At 52.7% G+C, this 17392-nt stretch carries 12 protein-coding genes; 4 read left to right on the forward strand and 8 right to left on the reverse strand.

Going from position 1 to position 17392, the window contains the following annotated elements:
- Positions 1-13 precede the first annotated feature (13 nt).
- From AABB92_RS08020 to serC, 6 genes are all read right to left on the reverse strand, one after another.
- On the reverse strand, positions 14-2269 hold the full coding sequence (locus tag AABB92_RS08020) for a DNA internalization-related competence protein ComEC/Rec2 (protein WP_031376638.1): 2256 nt from the start codon (positions 2267-2269) through the stop codon (positions 14-16).
- Between the two features lie 215 nt (positions 2270-2484).
- A complete protein-coding gene (ihfB, locus tag AABB92_RS08025; RefSeq protein WP_003849360.1) occupies positions 2485-2769 on the reverse strand; it encodes an integration host factor subunit beta in 285 nt (94 codons plus the stop codon).
- A gap of 82 nt (positions 2770-2851) precedes the next feature.
- The gene (rpsA, locus tag AABB92_RS08030; RefSeq protein WP_031376639.1) at positions 2852-4525 is read right to left on the reverse strand and encodes a 30S ribosomal protein S1; all 1674 of its coding nucleotides are present in this window, start codon (positions 4523-4525) and stop codon (positions 2852-2854) included.
- Positions 4526-4634: 109 nt separating this feature from the next.
- On the reverse strand, positions 4635-5321 hold the full coding sequence (cmk, locus tag AABB92_RS08035; RefSeq protein WP_031376640.1) for a (d)CMP kinase: 687 nt from the start codon (positions 5319-5321) through the stop codon (positions 4635-4637).
- Positions 5322-5517: 196 nt separating this feature from the next.
- Positions 5518-6804 carry a 3-phosphoshikimate 1-carboxyvinyltransferase gene (gene aroA, locus AABB92_RS08040; RefSeq protein WP_031376641.1) on the reverse strand — a complete coding sequence of 429 codons (1287 nt, stop codon included), beginning with the start codon at positions 6802-6804 and terminating at the stop codon, positions 5518-5520.
- Between the two features lie 82 nt (positions 6805-6886).
- Positions 6887-7972 (reverse strand): 3-phosphoserine/phosphohydroxythreonine transaminase, encoded by a 1086-nt coding sequence (gene serC, locus AABB92_RS08045; protein WP_031376642.1) that lies wholly within the window; start codon positions 7970-7972, stop codon positions 6887-6889.
- Positions 7973-8285: 313 nt separating this feature from the next.
- On the opposite strand from serC, the gene ycaO reads away from it, so the two are divergent.
- From ycaO to pflA, 4 genes are all read left to right on the forward strand, one after another.
- On the forward strand, positions 8286-10049 hold the full coding sequence (gene ycaO / locus AABB92_RS08050; protein ID WP_031376643.1) for a 30S ribosomal protein S12 methylthiotransferase accessory factor YcaO: 1764 nt from the start codon (positions 8286-8288) through the stop codon (positions 10047-10049).
- A gap of 369 nt (positions 10050-10418) precedes the next feature.
- A complete protein-coding gene (gene focA, locus AABB92_RS08055) occupies positions 10419-11279 on the forward strand; it encodes a formate transporter FocA (RefSeq protein WP_031376644.1) in 861 nt (286 codons plus the stop codon).
- A 71-nt stretch (positions 11280-11350) separates the two neighbouring features.
- Positions 11351-13633, forward strand: a complete 2283-nt coding sequence (gene pflB, locus AABB92_RS08060) for a formate C-acetyltransferase (RefSeq protein ID WP_031376645.1) — start codon at positions 11351-11353, stop codon at positions 13631-13633.
- Between the two features lie 166 nt (positions 13634-13799).
- Positions 13800-14540: a pyruvate formate lyase 1-activating protein gene (pflA, locus tag AABB92_RS08065; protein WP_031376646.1), complete on the forward strand. Its 741-nt coding sequence runs from the start codon at positions 13800-13802 to the stop codon at positions 14538-14540.
- 55 nt (positions 14541-14595) lie between these two features.
- Here the strand turns inward: pflA and AABB92_RS08070 are convergent, their stop codons facing one another.
- The gene (locus AABB92_RS08070) at positions 14596-15747 is read right to left on the reverse strand and encodes an MFS transporter (protein WP_031376647.1); all 1152 of its coding nucleotides are present in this window, start codon (positions 15745-15747) and stop codon (positions 14596-14598) included.
- A 318-nt stretch (positions 15748-16065) separates the two neighbouring features.
- The gene (gene serS, locus AABB92_RS08075; protein WP_031376648.1) at positions 16066-17358 is read right to left on the reverse strand and encodes a serine--tRNA ligase; all 1293 of its coding nucleotides are present in this window, start codon (positions 17356-17358) and stop codon (positions 16066-16068) included.
- Positions 17359-17392 lie beyond the last annotated feature (34 nt).

Consider the following 17392-nt stretch of genomic DNA (forward strand, 5'->3'; position numbering starts at 1 on the left):
ATAGCCGGCCATTCTACCTGGATTCGCGTTTGACGCCAAACCACTGATGATACCAACGGGGCATTAATTGATCGCGCAGACCAGAAACCGCAATTTTACCCTGTTGAATAGTGATGCTTATCTGACCCGATTGCCCGGTATCGAACCAGTTAAAGCTGGCCCGCTGATAATTCTCCAGTACGCTTTTGGCGGGCATCCGCCATGCATTGTAGCGTGCCAGCGAGGCTATAGCGGTCTTTCCCGCCGTACTGCGCAACAGCAGCCGGGTTGAGGAGGTGCGGCTGCCATGGTGCGGCACCTGCAGAATATCGACCCTGAGACGTTGTTTCTCCAGCGCAACCAGTTGACGTTCCGCCAGCGCCTCAATATCGCCGGTTAACATGACTCTGACCTGGCCGTCATCAACGATGATCACACAGGAATCGTTGTTGTCGCCCACCGTTGGTATCGACAGTGGCCAGAGTACTTCAAAGTGGAGTTGCTGCCAGCGCCATTGCGTACCGCGTACGCAGGGTAAGTGGGCGTTGTTTGCCAGCGCGCTGCGCACTTTCACCGCCGGCCAGCGTGCTGTTATCGATTCCAGGCCGCCAGTATGGTCGAGATGTTTATGGCTGAGAATCACCTGTTGCAACCGCAGCTGTTTTCGCTCCAGCCACGGAATAATCACCCGGCTGCCAGCATTGTCGGTCTGCCAGCGCGGACCGGTATCATACAGTACCGCCTCATCGCCCTGGCTGATCACCATACTTAAACCGTGGCCAACATCCAGCATATCGATGCGCCATCCCTGCCCCTGCGGCGGCTGGCGACTCAATACCATCGCTAGCGCGATTGCGCTGCTGCTCACAGGCAGAGAAAAGAACAGCTGGGTCCGCCATACGATCAACCCACCCCATACCAGCACCGCGAAAAATGCAGTGCTGTGCAGTGGCCACCAGCCGGGTGGCAATGCTGCCAGACTCTGTAGTAACGCCCGTAACGACAGGTCGGCAGCCTGCCAGAATAGCAGCGATAACGCCGGTACAGGCAGCAGCATTGCGATAAGAATCAGTGGCACGGTGATAAACGACACTACGGGAATGGCCACCACATTGGCCACCAGCGCAGTCAGGCTCAGTCCGTTAAAGATCGCCACCTGCAGCGGTGCCATCAGGATCAGCATTCCCAGCTGAAGATGCAGCAACTGCACGGGCAACCAGCGCCGTTGATGATGAAATCGCCACGGAAGCGGGAACCAGTGATACCAGATTAACAGCATGGCGACGGCCAGCGTTGAGAGCCAGAAGCTTTCCGACAGCACGGTTAGCGGATCGAGAATCAACAGCAGCGCCACGCAATATGTCCAGACCTGCCAGCTATTCAGCTGCACACTGGCAAAACGGGTGAGCGCCCAGAGCGTAAGCGCCAGCAAAGCACGCTCGGCAGGAGGATGCGCGCCTGACAGCCAGCTATAGAGCGCAGCGAACAGCCAGCTTATCATCAGCGGAAAGCCATAGCTGATGTAGCGTGCCGGCAACCTGTACTGCATCCCGCGCGCCAGTAGCCAGCCGCAACCGGCCGCCAGCGCAATGTGCATGCCTGATATCGCCATCAGGTGGGCGGTACCGGTATCCCGTAACAGCTGTCGTGTTTCACGGCTCAGGTCATCCCGGATGCCGAAAGCCAGGGCCTCTAACGTAGCCTGCGACGGTAAGGCGGTGGTCTGCCTGCGGTGCCATAGGATAAATCGCCAGCGCCAGTTACACGCCCGATTGTCAGCTACCTGATGAATAATGCGTCCCTGAAGCGGTGTATTATTCGCCAGCGCAAAACGCTGCGCATCAAAACCCCCCTCATTCAGTCGGGCATGAACCGCGCGTAAACGCAGCTTCATGGTCCAGCGCTGGCCGGGACAGTACTGCTCAGGATCGGCATCAAAGTAAAGCCAGGCAAAACGCGGCGGAAACAGCATCTTTTCGCCCTCTTTCAGCAGACGAACCCTGATTTGCTTTCTCTCCTTTCTCAGTTCGCTAATACGGATGCTGTAAGTCGCTGGCCGCTCGGCATGGTGTTCAATATCTCTGACCATTAATCGTGCATCATTAGTTGCCCATGCCAGAAATATCAGGGCGATCCCGGTTATGCGCAGGCTCTGCGGGCGACTGTGCAGTAAAACGATCCCGGTTAATAGCAAGCCGAGAATGATACCGCCAGAGGGAAGTCGGGCGATAAACAGTAAAGGCAACGTAGCAACAACTGCCAGCCGGGCTAAAACTATCCATGTCAGCATAATCACATCCATCCTGATGAATGTGTTTATTCTGAACGGTTGGCGAAGAGGTGAAAGCAGGTAATCAGGCAGTAGCGAGCGGCATCGCATTAATCCGCAGGGCTTGCAGAGTGGGTTGCACTAATCCGGATGTCAGCTCCAGGTGTCAGCACTGAAAAATAGCAGGCAAAAAAAAACGACATCCGGAGATGTCGTTTGTCTGGTTCGGTATCGGCTTAGCCGTAGATATTTGCGCGATCGCGCAGTTCTTTGCCTGGCTTGAAGTGGGGAACGTATTTACCTTCCAGATCCACTTTGTCACCCGTTTTAGGGTTACGACCAGTACGCGGAGCGCGATAGTGCAAAGAAAAGCTGCCGAATCCCCGGATTTCGATGCGTTCGCCCTGTGCCAGCGTAGTGGCCATGTGCTCAAGCATCTCTTTTACTGCATCCTCAACGACTTTCGCCGGTATATGAGTATGCTGTCCCGCCAGTCTTTCGATCAGTTCTGACTTGGTCATGTAACCTCCGGTTTATCCCTCTGGGAATGTATGACAGCTTTTACCGAAACCGGGTGGTTGCCCACCCGGTGCTTCAGGTCGATTACTCGCCTTTAGCCGCTTTGAACGCTTCAGCCATGGCGTTAGAGAAGTTACCTTCTTCCTGTTTGGTGTTAACAGTATTGATGGCTTCTTTCTCATCAGCCTGGTCTTTCGCACGGACAGACAGGCTAACAACACGGTTTTTACGATCAACGCCGGTGAATTTAGCTTCAACGTCGTCGCCAACGCTCAGAACCAGAGTGGCATCTTCAATGCGGTCCAGTGAAGCTTCAGAAGCGCGCAGGTAACCCTCAACGCCGTCTGCTAATTCAACTGTAGCACCTTTAGCATCAACAGCAGTTACTTTGCCGTTAACGATAGCGCCTTTCTTGTTCAGCGTGATGTAGTTGTTGAACGGATCTTCTGCCAGTTGCTTAACGCCCAGAGAGATACGCTCACGCTCTGCATCGACCTGCAGTACAACGGCAGCGATTTCGTCGCCTTTTTTGTACTCACGAACGGCTTCTTCGCCAGTCGCGTTCCAGGAGATGTCAGACAGGTGAACCAGACCGTCGATGCCGCCGTCCAGGCCGATGAAGATACCGAAGTCAGTGATTGACTTGATTTTACCTTCAACACGATCGCCTTTGTTGTGCGTCTCAGCGAACTGCTGCCATGGGTTAGATTTACACTGCTTCAGACCCAGGGAGATACGACGACGCTCTTCGTCAATGTCCAGAACCATAACTTCAACCACGTCGCCTACGTTAACAACTTTAGACGGATGGATGTTTTTGTTGGTCCAGTCCATTTCAGACACGTGTACCAGACCTTCAACGCCTTCTTCGATTTCCACGAAGCAGCCGTAATCAGTCAGGTTGGTTACACGACCGGTCAGGCGAGTGCCTTCCGGATAGCGCTTAGCGATAGCCACCCATGGATCTTCGCCCAGCTGTTTCAGGCCGAGGGATACGCGGGTACGCTCGCGGTCGAACTTCAGCACTTTAACAGTGATTTCGTCGCCCACATTGACGATTTCGCTTGGATGCTTAACGCGTTTCCAGGCCATGTCAGTGATGTGCAGCAGGCCGTCAACGCCACCCAGATCCACGAATGCACCGTAGTCAGTGAGGTTCTTAACGATACCTTTGACTTCCATGCCTTCCTGCAGGTTTTCCAGCAGCTGATCGCGCTCTGCGCTGTTTTCGGATTCGATAACCGCACGACGTGAAACCACGACGTTGTTGCGTTTCTGATCCAGCTTGATCACTTTGAATTCAAGCTCTTTGCCTTCCAGGTGCAGCGTATCGCGCACCGGACGAACATCGACCAGTGAACCTGGCAGGAACGCACGGATACCGTTCAGCTCAACTGTGAAGCCACCTTTAACTTTGCCGTTGATAACACCGGTAACAGTTTCAGCGTCTTCGTAAGCTTTCTCCAGCGTGATCCAGGCTTCATGGCGCTTAGCTTTCTCACGGGACAGCAGGGTTTCACCGAAGCCGTCTTCCACTGCATCCAGAGCAACATCAACTTCGTCGCCAACCTGGATTTCCAGTTCGCCGGCTGCGTTCTTGAACTGCTCTGCAGGAATTGCAGATTCAGATTTCAGGCCCGCATCAACCAGAACGACATCTTTGTCGATAGAAACGACGATGCCACGAACGATAGAACCCGGGCGGGTTTCGATTGTTTTTAAGGATTCTTCAAATAGTTGAGCAAAAGATTCAGTCATATTGATAATCTTCAGGATTCTTCAATTTAACGTCCATCTGACTTCATGTCGGATGGGGTTGTTTCACATGCCCAGCACCGGGTCCGTGGTACAGGGTGATAAAATTCAGTTAAGCCGTAATGCCCAGCTTTTCACGGGCATAGTGTAGCGCTTTTTCAATGACTTGATCGATGGACATTTTTGTAGAATCCAGCATCAGGGCATCGTCAGCGGGTACTAAAGGCGCAATTGCGCGATTGCGATCGCGGTCATCACGTTCTTTTATCTCGGCTAAAAGGCGATCAAAGTTAACATTAAAGCCATTATCCTGCAACTGTAGCATACGGCGCTGGGCGCGCTCTTCCGCGCTGGCATCAAGAAAAATTTTGACCGGCGCATCCGGGAAAACCACCGTGCCCATATCACGACCGTCGGCAATTAAGCCTGGCGCTTCGCGAAAACCGCGCTGACGGCGCAGTAATGCTTCACGGACACGCGGGAAAGCCGCCACGCGGGAGGCGGTGTTGCTGACCTCCTGAGTCCGAATTTCACCGGTAACATCTTCACCTTCGAGGATGACCTGCATTTCGCCATTTTGTGACACAAAGCGCACATCCAGATGTGCCGCAATCGGCACCAGCGCTTCTTCAGATTCGATATCGACCTGATGATGCAACGCCGCTAATGCCAGTACGCGGTAAATCGCACCGGAATCCAGCAGATGCCACTGCAACGCTTCCGCCATCGCTTTGCACAGGGTCCCTTTTCCCGCACCACTTGGCCCATCGATAGTTATGACCGGGGCAGTTACTGTCATTATTCCCTCCTGTTGCTGCGCGCTCTTCGGCCTGTCGGCCATCGGTAATGACTAGCATTATACGCTGCCCAACCCACCTTGGTTACCCTTTCGCACTGACGGTGTTAATAATTCCAGGTAAATCAGAGGATTTCTGCCGCGATACGGCCAGATAATATGAGGATTTCCGGTGCGATTTCGCACCGGAGAGAGGCTATCAGGCTGGCTGGCTGATCTTAGCCAGCTGGTCGAAATAGTCAGGGAAGGTTTTTGCCGTACAGCCCGGATCGAGAATGGTGACCGGCGTATCGGAGAGCGCGACTAATGAAAAACACATCGCCATGCGGTGATCGTTATAGGTGCCAATATCCGCATGAATAAGGGTAGCCGGCGGCGTAATACGAATATAATCGTGGCCCTCTTCCACTTCCGCACCCACTTTACGCAGCTCGGTAGCCATAGCACTCAGCCGATCGGTCTCTTTCACCCGCCAGTTATAAATGTTACGCAACTGGGTCGTGCCTTCGGCAAACAGTGCCGTGGTGGCAATGGTCATCGCCGCATCCGGGATATGGTTCATGTCCATATCAATGGCGCGTAACGTGCCGGCAGTGCAGGCAATATAGTCATTGCCCCACTCAATCTTCGCGCCCATCTTTTCCAGTACGTCCGCAAAACGGATATCGCCCTGCACGCTCTGGCGGCCAATACCGGTGACCCGCACCGTGCCACCTTTAATCGCAGCCGCAGCGAGGAAATAGGATGCGGAAGAGGCATCGCCTTCAACCAGATAATCGCCTGGCGACTGATACTGCTGCTGTCCTTTAATCAGAAAGTGCTGATAGTTCTGGTTTTCAACCTCAACACCAAAGCAACGCATCAGGTGTAGCGTAATGTCGATGTAGGGTTTGGAAACCAACTCACCTTTGATGGTGATGCGGGTATCCTGCTCAGCCAGCGGCGCAGTCATCAATAATGCCGTCAGGAACTGGCTGGAGACGCTGCCATCCACGCTGACGTCTCCGCCGGTAAATCCGCCGCGTAAGCGCAGCGGCGGATAATCCTGATTCTCCAGATACTCGATGCTGGCGCCGCCCTGACGTAATGCATCAACCAGATGGCCGATTGGACGTTCTTTCATCCGCGGCTCGCCGGTCAGTTCGATATCCTGCTGTCCCAGGCAGAGCGCTGCGGCCAGTGGACGCATCGCGGTGCCGGCATTGCCCAGGAAAAGCGACAAAGGCTGTGATGATTGCAGAGGGCCGGCATTCCCCGTAACTTCACATACCCGGCGATCGCTGGAGAGCGTATAGCTTACACCCAGTGCGCTAAGCGCATTGAGCATGTGCTTAACATCATCGCTGTCGAGTAAGTTAGTCAGACGGGTAGTACCTTTAGCGAGGGCAGCCAGCAGTAATGCACGGTTTGATACGCTCTTAGAACCGGGCAGATTTACCGTGCCATTAACGCGGGCGATGGGTTGGAGAGTCAGGGAGTCCTGCATGTGAAACGAAATCCTCAAAAAATACGAAGACCTCGCCATCTGACGAGGTCTGGCATCAGCATCAATGCTGATATGTCATTAATCAGCCGTGACGGCGTTCAAAATCAACCATAAAGTCGGTCAGCGCCTTAACGCCTTCCAGCGGCATGGCATTATAGATAGAAGCACGCATGCCCCCGACTACCCGATGTCCTTTCAGCGCATGCAGTCCCGCCTTGAAAGACTCTTCAAGGAACAATGCATCCAGCGACGCGTCGGCCAGCTGGAAAGGGATATTCATGCGTGAACGGTTGTCAGTCGCCACATCGTTGCGGTAGAAGCCGCTGTGATCAATCACGCCGTACAGCAGGTCAGCTTTGGCCTGATTGATCCGGTCGATTTCTGCCACACCGCCCTTCTCTTTCAGCCATTTGAATACCAGCCCCGAAAGGTACCAGGCGAACGTTGGCGGGGTGTTAAACATCGAATCGTTGTCGGCCAACACTTTATAATCGAGGATTGACGGCACTGACGCCTGCGCCTGACCTAACAGATCTTCGCGCACAATCACCAGCGTTAAGCCTGCAGGCCCGACGTTTTTCTGCGCACCGGCATAGATCACGCCATAGCGGCTGACATCAATCGGGCGGGACAGAATGGTAGATGAGAAATCTGCGACCACCGTTTTGCTGCCAAAGTCAGGCTGCTCGTCGATCGCAATACCGTCGATAGTTTCATTCGGGCAGAAATGCAGATAGGCGGATGCATCACTGACGTCCCATTCCCGCATCGGCAGAATCGCGCGTTTACCGTCGCGTGTGGTTTTGACATCCAGGGTGCGCGGGGAGCAATATTTTTGCGCTTCTTTGATGGCGCTGTGCGCCCAGTATCCGCCGTCGGCATAGTCTGCACTGGAAGCGGTGCCGAGCAGGTTGCCAGGCACGGCAGCAAACTGCGCACGTGCCCCACCGTGACAGAATAATACTTTGTAATTAGCCGGTATTTTTAGCAGATCACGGAAGTCCTGCTCCGCCTCTTCAGCAACCTGAATAAACTCTTTGCTGCGGTGACTGATCTCCATTACGGAGGTTCCCAGGCCACGCCAGTTTGTCAGCTCTTGTTCTGCACGACGGAGCACTTCAACCGGCAGCATCGCTGGGCCGGAGCTAAAATTATAAACTTGCGTCATTTCCCCTCACCACTGTCATATCGAACGGTTATGAATAACTTACCGGTTTTATCACTGCATCCTGGCGGCTGCAATCATAAATCGGGTAGCGGTCACATTTTCTGAATCTGTCGCGCCGGAGGTTATGTTACCAATGCAAACCAGCACGAAATTTTGTGAGGCTTCGTCCAGCCTGGCGGTTTACCGTTTGGCCTGACTGGCGAGAAGGTGAAAACTAAGCCGGTAAAATTATCCCGCCTTGATAGCGGATCGTCAGCAAAATCCGTATCATTGCGCGCTTTACGCACCCTATGACAACTGAGAGAGCGGCACTATGACGCAAACATTTATCCCGGGCAAAGATGCCGCGCTGGAAGACTCCATTACCCGTTTCCAGAATAAACTTCAGGACCTTGGCTTTAATATTGAAGAAGCATCGTGGCTGAATCCTGTTCCCCATGTCTGGTCTGTGCATATTCGTGACCGCGATTGCCCGCTCTGCTTCACTAACGGCAAAGGCGCCAGCAAAAAAGCGGCACTGGCCTCCGCGCTGGGTGAATATTTTGAACGCCTCTCAACCAACTATTTCTTCGCCGATTTCTGGTTAGGGAAAAGTATCGCTAACGGCGACTTCGTTCACTATCCCAATGAAAAATGGTTTGCACTGCCAGCTGATGAATCACTGCCAGAGGGCATTCTTGATCCGCGCCTACGGGCTTTTTATGACCCGGATAATGCGCTGACGGCAGCAGAGTTGATTGATCTGCAGTCCGGCAATGTCGAACGCGGCATCTGCGCGCTGCCTTTCACCCGTCAGTCAGATCAGCAAACCGTCTATATTCCGATGAACATTATCGGCAACCTCTACGTTTCTAATGGTATGTCAGCCGGTAACACTGCCAATGAAGCGCGGGTTCAGGGGCTGTCAGAAGTATTTGAGCGCTACATTAAAAACCGCATCATTGCCGAAGCGATTAGCCTGCCGGCGATCCCGGATGCCGTCATGCAGCGTTATCCCGATGTGGTTGAAGCGATTGCGCGGCTGGAAGCAGAAGGGTTCCCAATCTTTGCTTATGATGCCTCGCTGGGCGGCAAATATCCGGTCATCTGCGTCGTGCTGTTCAATCCGGCAAATGGCACCTGTTTCGCCTCGTTCGGTGCTCATCCTGATTTTGGTGTGGCGCTTGAGCGTACTGTTACCGAATTATTACAGGGCCGCAGCCTCAAAGATCTGGACGTGTTCACGCCGCCGACCTTTGATGATGAGGAAGTGGCGGAACACGCCAATCTCGAAACGCACTTTATTGACTCGAGCGGTCTGATCTCCTGGGATCTGTTCAAAGAGACCGCGGACTATCCGTTTGTCGACTGGTCGTTTGCCGGCACCACTGAGCAGGAATTTGCCACGCTGATGGCGATCTTCGCCGCTGAAGATCAGGAAGTTTATATTGCTGATTACGAGCATCTGGGCGTGTACGCCTGCCGCATTATCGTGCCTGGCATGTCGGACATCTATCCGGCGGAAGATCTGCTGCTGGCGAATAACAGCATGGGCGCAGGTATGCGTGAAACCTTACTGGCCCTGCCTGACAGCAACTGGAATCCTGAAGAGTATCTGGATCTGATTGGTCAGCTTGATGATGAAGGCTTTGATGACTTCACCCGCGTGCGCGAACTGCTGGGCCTGGCAACCGGTAAAGACAACGGCTGGTACACGCTGCGCATTGGCGAATTAAAAGCGATGCTGGCGATGGCGGGCGGCGATCTTGAGCAGGCGCTGATCTGGACCGAATGGACAATGGAGTTCAACAGCTCAATCTTTACCCCTGAACGTGCTAACTACTATCGTTGCCTGCAAACCTTGCTGTTACTGGCAATGGAAGATGAGCGTGATCCCCTGCAATATCATCATGCATTTGTACGTATGTATGGCCCAGAGGCGATGGAAGCCGCTTCAGCAGCCATCAGTGGTGAGAGTCCGTTCTACGGGCTTCAGGCTGTTGATGAGGAACTGAAAGCATTCCCGGCTCATCAGTCACTGCTTGCGGCCTATGAAAAACTGCAAGCGGCCAAACGTCGTTACTGGCAAAGCGCGTAATTACCCACGAGTGAACGGTAAATGACGCCAACGCCCTGCTATCAGGCTGGTCTGACAGCAGGGCGTTATTTTTTCATGAAACATTAGCTGCATTAAAATTATTTTCTGCCAGAACACTTCATAATATTTAACATATCAATCCACAATGAATAACATGCGCCGCGCGTTGAAGCAGCGCAGCCCTTTCACATTAAAATAAATTTGTATTTTTAAAATTTATTTATTTTTTATTATTCAACCGGTTATTTAAAATAATTCCCTTTAAGCTGGCTCATATCGTCTGTCGCTCCGGCAAACATGATCCAAATCAATTACTGACCTATACTCCTTTGTTAGTATTTTTTCAGACAACTTATGGAGTAAGTTAGTGTGAAAGCTGACAACCCTTTTAATCTGTTACTACCGGCCGAGATGGCGAAAGTTGCTGAAGATGCAGGTATATACAAAGCAACTAAACATCCTTTTACCACCTTCTTTCTGGCGATAAACGCCGGCGTATTTATCTCCATTGCCTTTGTTTTTTATATCACAGCAACCACCGGTACCGCCGCAATGCCATATGGCATCGCCAAACTGATCGGTGGCATCTGTTTCTCTCTGGGTTTAATGCTGGTAGTGGTGTGTGGTGCCGACCTCTTTACCTCTACCGTTTTGATTGTGGTGGCCAAAGCCAGCGGACGCATCAGCTGGCCTCAACTGGCCCGCAACTGGATAAACGTCTATCTCGGTAACCTGGCAGGCGCGCTCTTCTTCGTCGGACTGATGTGGTTTGCCGGCGAGTACATGGTGGCGAATGGTGCCTGGGGACTAAACGTCCTGCAAACCGCTGACCACAAAATGCATCACACGTTTATTGAAGCGATGTGTCTGGGTATCCTGGCGAATTTGCTGGTCTGCCTGGCCGTCTGGATGAGTTATTCAGGCCGGACTCTCACCGATAAGCTGGTAGTGATGATCTTTCCTGTGGGGATGTTTGTCGCCAGTGGCTTTGAGCACAGCATTGCCAATATGTTTCTCATCCCTTTTGCCATTGTGATTCGCGACTTCGCAAGCCCTGAGTTCTGGCAGGCTACCGGCGCTACCGCTGCACAGTTCCAGTCGCTCACAGTCAGCAACTTTATTTTTGACAACCTGATTCCCGTCACCCTCGGCAATATTATCGGCGGCGGTGTACTGGTCGGGTTGACCTACTGGATCATCTATCTCCGTAACGGTGACCAGTCACATTAAACGCATTTTTGACGGCGCAATATGTTCACTGCGCCCGACCGTAAAGTCTCCTCATATAAGGCAGGTATATTATGACCGAACTTAATGCAAAACTGGCTTCAGCCTGGGAAGGATTTGCTGAAGGTGAATGGCAGAATAGCGTCAATGTGCGCGACTTCATCCAGAAAAACTACACTCCGTATGAAGGTGATGAGTCTTTCCTGGCGGGTCCGACCGAAGCGACCACCAAATTATGGGAAAGCGTACTTGAAGGCATTAAAATTGAGAACCGCACCCACGCACCGGTAGATTTCGATACTGACCTGGCGTCAACCATTACCTCGCATGACGCGGGCTACATCATTAAGCCGCTGGAAAAAATCGTTGGTCTGCAGACCGAAGCCCCATTAAAACGCGCCATCATTCCTTATGGCGGCATCAAAATGGTCGAAGGCTCATGCAAAGTTTATGGCCGCGAACTCGACCCATCGCTGAAAAAAATCTTCACTGAATACCGTAAAACGCATAACCAGGGTGTCTTCGACGTTTATACCCCGGATATTCTGCGCTGCCGTAAATCAGGTATCCTGACCGGTCTGCCTGATGCTTACGGCCGTGGCCGCATCATTGGTGACTACCGTCGTGTCGCTTTATACGGTATCGACTATCTGATGGCGGACAAATTCGCACAGTTCGCCTCTTTACAGAGCGACCTGGAAAATGGCGTTAATCTTGAAGCCACTATCCGTCTGCGTGAAGAGATTTCTGATCAGCATCGTGCTTTGGGCCAGATTAAAGAGATGGCAGCCAAATATGGCCATGACATCTCAGGTCCGGCAACCAACGCTATGGAAGCGGTACAGTGGACTTACTACGGCTATCTGGCCGCAGTTAAATCGCAGAACGGCGCCGCGATGTCGTTTGGTCGTGTCTCTACCTTCCTGGATATCTACATCGAACGTGACCTGAAAGCCGGTAAACTAACCGAAGAACAGGCACAGGAGCTGATTGACCATCTGGTAATGAAACTGCGTATGGTCCGTTTCCTGCGCACGCCGGAATATGACGAACTGTTCTCTGGTGATCCAATCTGGGCAACCGAATCACTGGCCGGTATGGGCGTTGATGGCCGTACACTGGTATCGAAAAGCACCTTCCGCTTCCTAAATACCCTTTACACCATGGGTCCTTCACCAGAGCCGAACATGACCATTCTGTGGTCTGAAAAACTGCCTATTAATTTCAAAAAATATGCAGCTAAAGTCTCCATCGATACCTCATCATTGCAGTATGAAAATGATGACCTGATGCGTCCTGACTTCGATAATGATGACTACGCCATCGCCTGCTGCGTCAGCCCGATGATCGTCGGCAAACAAATGCAGTTCTTCGGTGCGCGTGCCAACCTGGCGAAAACCCTGCTGTACGCAATCAACGGCGGCGTTGATGAAAAAATGAAAATGCAGGTTGGACCGAAAGAAGACAAAATTACCGATGACGTGCTGGATTTCGACACCGTTATGGCGCGTATGGACCACTTCATGGACTGGCTGGCTAAACAGTATGTGACGTCGCTGAACATCATCCATTACATGCATGATAAGTACAGCTACGAAGCCGCACTGATGGCGCTGCATGACCGTGATGTTTATCGCACTATGGCCTGTGGTATTGCCGGTCTGTCAGTGGCAGCGGATTCACTGTCAGCCATTAAATATGCCAAAGTGAAACCAGTACGTGATGAAGATGGCCTGGCAATCGACTTTGATATTGAAGGCGAATATCCGCAGTTTGGTAACAACGACCCGCGCGTCGATGACCTGGCCTGCGATCTGGTTGAGCGCTTTATGAAGAAAATTCAGCAGCTCAACACTTACCGCCATGCCGTACCGACACAGTCTGTCCTGACCATTACTTCTAACGTGGTTTACGGTAAGAAAACCGGTAACACCCCAGATGGACGTCGTGCTGGCGCGCCATTCGGTCCAGGTGCGAACCCAATGCACGGCCGCGATCAGAAAGGTGCGGTAGCGTCACTAACCTCCGTCGCTAAACTGCCGTTTGCCTACGCCAAAGATGGTATCTCTTATACCTTCTCGATTGTACCAAACGCGCTGGGTAAAGATGATAACGTGCGTAAAGCCAACCTTGCCGGTCTGATGGATGGTTACTTCCATCATGAAGCCAGCATCGAAGGCGGTCAGCATCTTAACGTCAACGTGATGAACCGTGAAATGCTGCTGGACGCCATGGAGCATCCAGAGAAGTATCCACAGCTGACCATCCGTGTTTCCGGTTACGCTGTACGCTTCAACTCCCTGACTAAAGAACAGCAGCAGGACGTGATTACCCGTACGTTTACGCAGTCACTGTAAACACCGCGCTGTACTGAATATAAAAGGCTCCGCAGGGAGCCTTTTATTCAAAAGTCTGTTCTGATGGTGATCTCATCTACGGTCACGATCAGAATCGATTTCCTGCCCTGAGCGCAACAGAGATTGCGCCGTCTGTCCCGGCAGACTCACTGGAGAAAACATCGCAATGTCAGTCAACGGTCGTATCCACTCATTCGAATCCTGCGGAACCGTCGATGGTCCCGGTATCCGTTTCATTACCTTCTTCCAGGGCTGCCTGATGCGCTGTCTCTACTGTCACAACCGTGACACCTGGGACACCCACGGCGGGAAAGAGATCAGCGTCGAGGCGTTGATGGCGGATGTACTCTCTTATCGTCATTTTATGAACGCCTCAGGCGGCGGCGTCACGGCGTCGGGCGGTGAGGCAATTCTTCAGGCTGAATTCGTGCGCGACTGGTTCCGCGCCTGTAAAGCTGAAGGCATTCATACCTGTCTTGATACCAACGGCTTTGTCCGCCGCTACGATCCGGTTATCGATGAGTTGCTTGAGGTGACCGATTTAGTAATGCTCGATCTCAAACAGATGAATGATGAAATTCACCAGATTCTGGTTGGCGTATCGAATCACCGCACGCTGGAATTTGCCCGCTATCTACAGAAAAAAGGTAAACGGACCTGGATTCGATTTGTGGTCGTGCCTGGCTATTCTGACGACGACGATAGCGTGCACCGGCTGGGTGAATTCACCCGCGATATGGAAAACGTTGAAAAGATTGAGCTTTTGCCCTACCACGAACTGGGCAAGCATAAATGGATTGCGATGGGTGAAGAATACAAGCTGGATGGAGTCAAACCGCCAACCAAAGAGACGATGGAGCGAGTTAAAAATATTCTCGCCAGCTATGGCCACGAAGTGATGTACTGATTAGCCAGATAACAATAAAAAGGGAGCCCGTGGCTCCCTTTTTCATACCCTGCCCTCAGGCATGCGCCACCGGCGTGGCATGATGATTCGCTTTACGCAGCAGCATCACCAGATAGATCAGTGCCACTGCTGCAATCATCACAAACAGCAGCCGGTCAGAGTAATTTTGCATCAGCATTGAGGTCATTCCCGGCCCCACCAGACTGCCAACGGTGTAGCTCATCAACAGCGCCTGATTCATCGCCACCAGTTCATGGTGCGCTACCGTTTCACAGGCCCATGACATCGCCACCGGATAGAGTGTAAAACCCGCCAGCCCCAGCACGAACAGTGCCGGCGCCATCGCGGCGTTAGTCAACATGGCCATCGCGCCCAGAATCACTACAAACACCTGGACCCGTAATACCAGCATGCGGCCAAAGCGGTCAGCCAGCCGGCCAATCGGCCACTGACCGACGATACCTGCGCTCACCAGCAATGCCATCCAGTAACCGACGTTGGCATCGCTCATACCCTGATGCGACAGGTAGAGCGGCATCAGGCCGTAAAGCGAACCCAGAACGATGCCTGAGATGATGCAGCCGTTGATGCCCAAGCGCGAACTGCGACGACGCAGCATTGGCCAGATGCGTCCTGGGGCCGCTTCAGCCGGTTCACTGCTGGCAGAAACACGGGTGAAGACCAGCGGCAATACCGCACAAAACACCAGGCTGGTTACCCACGGGATCACACTTAACAATTCTGTCGACAGCTTACTGACCAGCAGTTGTCCGGCCACGGTGCCGAGATAGTAGACAATCATATAGGCAGCCAGTAGCTGGCCGCGATTGCGCACCGTGCCGCTGCACAGCAACGCGCTCTCCACTACCACCCACATCAGCGCACAGCCGACGCCAGCGATAAATCGCAGCGAACTCCACGCCCAGAAGCCTTCCATCATCGCCAGGCAGATCGTCGCCACGGCAAACAGGCCGGTGGCGAGATAGTAGCTGCGGTTGAATCCGTACTGTCTGATTAACCAGCCAGCCAGCACTGTGCCAGCAAGATTGCCGGTGTAATAGGATGAACTGACGATACCCACTTGCCATGTGGTCAGTAAGTCATGGGTCAGCCACAGCGGAACCAGCGTATTAAGTACGGCGATTGAGACGGTCATTAACAGCAAGCCGCAAAGCAGCAATATCACGGGACGTGACCAGGTTGACATAGGGGGCAGGAACCAAAGCGAATGAAGGAAATTGCGCGCAGTTTGCCATTGGCTTTTTTAAAGTCAATGGGGACAAATTTGTTGCAGCACATTTTGCTGTATCACAATTTAATTTACTAATCATCAGTGGGTTACAAACAGACTAAGCGGCAGAACCACAAATGCTATCTCTATGAAAAACAGGATTTTTAAGCCGTTCAGCTGCTCTGATATCGATAACGTTAATTTGTGATAAGTTCCTAAGACGAACTAACCCTGCGCAGAGATAACAGACATAAAAAAACCCGGCCGAAGCCGGGTCTGCTATTCAGTGCGGGCTTAGCCGATAATCTCAACGCCGTTCATGTAAGGACGTAAAACCTCAGGCACCACGATGCGGCCATCCTGCTGCTGATAGTTTTCCAGCACCGCCACCAGCGTACGACCCACTGCCAGACCTGAGCCATTCAGGGTATGAACCAGACGCGGTTTCTTATCCTGCTTGCTGCGGCAGCGCGCTTGCATACGGCGCGCCTGGAAATCGCCCATGTTGGAGCATGAGGAGATCTCACGATAGGTATTTTGAGCCGGTAACCAGACTTCCAGATCGTAGGTTTTAGTCGATCCAAAGCCCATATCGCCGGTACAGAGTAAAACCTTACGATAAGGCAGGTCCAGCAGCTGCAGAACTTTCTCGGCGTGGCCGACCAGCTCTTCCAGCGCATCCATTGACTGTTCCGGCGTTACGATCTGCACCATCTCGACTTTATCGAACTGATGCATACGGATCAGGCCGCGAGTGTCACGGCCATAAGAACCGGCTTCAGAACGGAAGCACGGAGTATGCGCAGTCAGCTTAACCGGCAGGCTCTCCTCTTCAAGAATCTCGTCACGCGCCAGGTTGGTCAACGGGACTTCCGCCGTTGGGATCAGCGCATAGTGGCTGCTGTCTGATTCCTCTTCCAGCGGACGGGTATGGAACAGATCTTCACCGAACTTCGGCAACTGACCGGTACCGTACAGCGTTTCATGGTTGACCAGGTAAGGCACGTAGGTTTCGAGATAACCGTGCTGCTCAGTGTGCAGGTCGATCATGAACTGACTCAGGGCGCGATGCAGACGCGCGATCTGGCCCTGCATCACCACAAAGCGTGAACCGGTCAGCTTCACGGCGGCCGCAAAATCAAGCCCTTTCGCCGCTTCACCCAGCTCAACGTGATCTTTTACCTCGAAGTCGAACTGTCGCGGTTCGCCCCAGCGGCTGACTTCCTGGTTTTCGCTGTCATCTTTACCCAGTGGCACTTCATCTGCCGGAATATTTGGCAGCGCCAGCGCAAAGTCACGAATTTGATTCTGCAGTTCATCCAGTTCTGCTTTAGCGGCATCCAGGCGTTCGCCCAGCGCATTCACTTCCTGACGCAGTGGCTCGATGTCTTCCCCACGGGCTTTGGCCTGGCCGATGGATTTGGATCGGGCATTGCGCTCCGCCTGCAGGTTTTCTGTTTCGACCTGCAAGACTTTACGACGCTCTTCAAGCGTACGCAGCGTTTCCACATCCAGTTTAAATCCCCGGCGTGCCAGTTTTTCTGCGACTGCGTCTGGCTCGTTACGCAGCAGATTGGGATCGAGCATGCTTATCCTGTGTATTTAAAAGTTGATTGAAAGA

The sequence above is a fragment of the Pantoea brenneri genome, from assembly GCF_038594305.1.
GTDB classification, from domain to species: Bacteria; Pseudomonadota; Gammaproteobacteria; order Enterobacterales; family Enterobacteriaceae; genus Pantoea; species Pantoea brenneri.

What these genes read in the sequence shown, in the direction of transcription:
- AABB92_RS08020 (WP_031376638.1), bottom strand. Translation starts at nt 2,269, where the DNA reads ATGCTGACATGGATAGTTTTAGCCCGGCTGGCAGTTGTTGCTACGTTG.
- ihfB (WP_003849360.1), bottom strand. Translation starts at nt 2,769, where the DNA reads ATGACCAAGTCAGAACTGATCGAAAGACTGGCGGGACAGCATACTCAT.
- rpsA (WP_031376639.1), bottom strand. Translation starts at nt 4,525, where the DNA reads ATGACTGAATCTTTTGCTCAACTATTTGAAGAATCCTTAAAAACAATC.
- cmk (WP_031376640.1), bottom strand. Translation starts at nt 5,321, where the DNA reads ATGACAGTAACTGCCCCGGTCATAACTATCGATGGGCCAAGTGGTGCG.
- aroA (WP_031376641.1), bottom strand. Translation starts at nt 6,804, where the DNA reads ATGCAGGACTCCCTGACTCTCCAACCCATCGCCCGCGTTAATGGCACG.
- serC (WP_031376642.1), bottom strand. Translation starts at nt 7,972, where the DNA reads ATGACGCAAGTTTATAATTTTAGCTCCGGCCCAGCGATGCTGCCGGTT.
- ycaO (WP_031376643.1), top strand. Translation starts at nt 8,286, where the DNA reads ATGACGCAAACATTTATCCCGGGCAAAGATGCCGCGCTGGAAGACTCC.
- pflB (WP_031376645.1), top strand. Translation starts at nt 11,351, where the DNA reads ATGACCGAACTTAATGCAAAACTGGCTTCAGCCTGGGAAGGATTTGCT.
- pflA (WP_031376646.1), top strand. Translation starts at nt 13,800, where the DNA reads ATGTCAGTCAACGGTCGTATCCACTCATTCGAATCCTGCGGAACCGTC.
- AABB92_RS08070 (WP_031376647.1), bottom strand. Translation starts at nt 15,747, where the DNA reads ATGTCAACCTGGTCACGTCCCGTGATATTGCTGCTTTGCGGCTTGCTG.
- serS (WP_031376648.1), bottom strand. Translation starts at nt 17,358, where the DNA reads ATGCTCGATCCCAATCTGCTGCGTAACGAGCCAGACGCAGTCGCAGAA.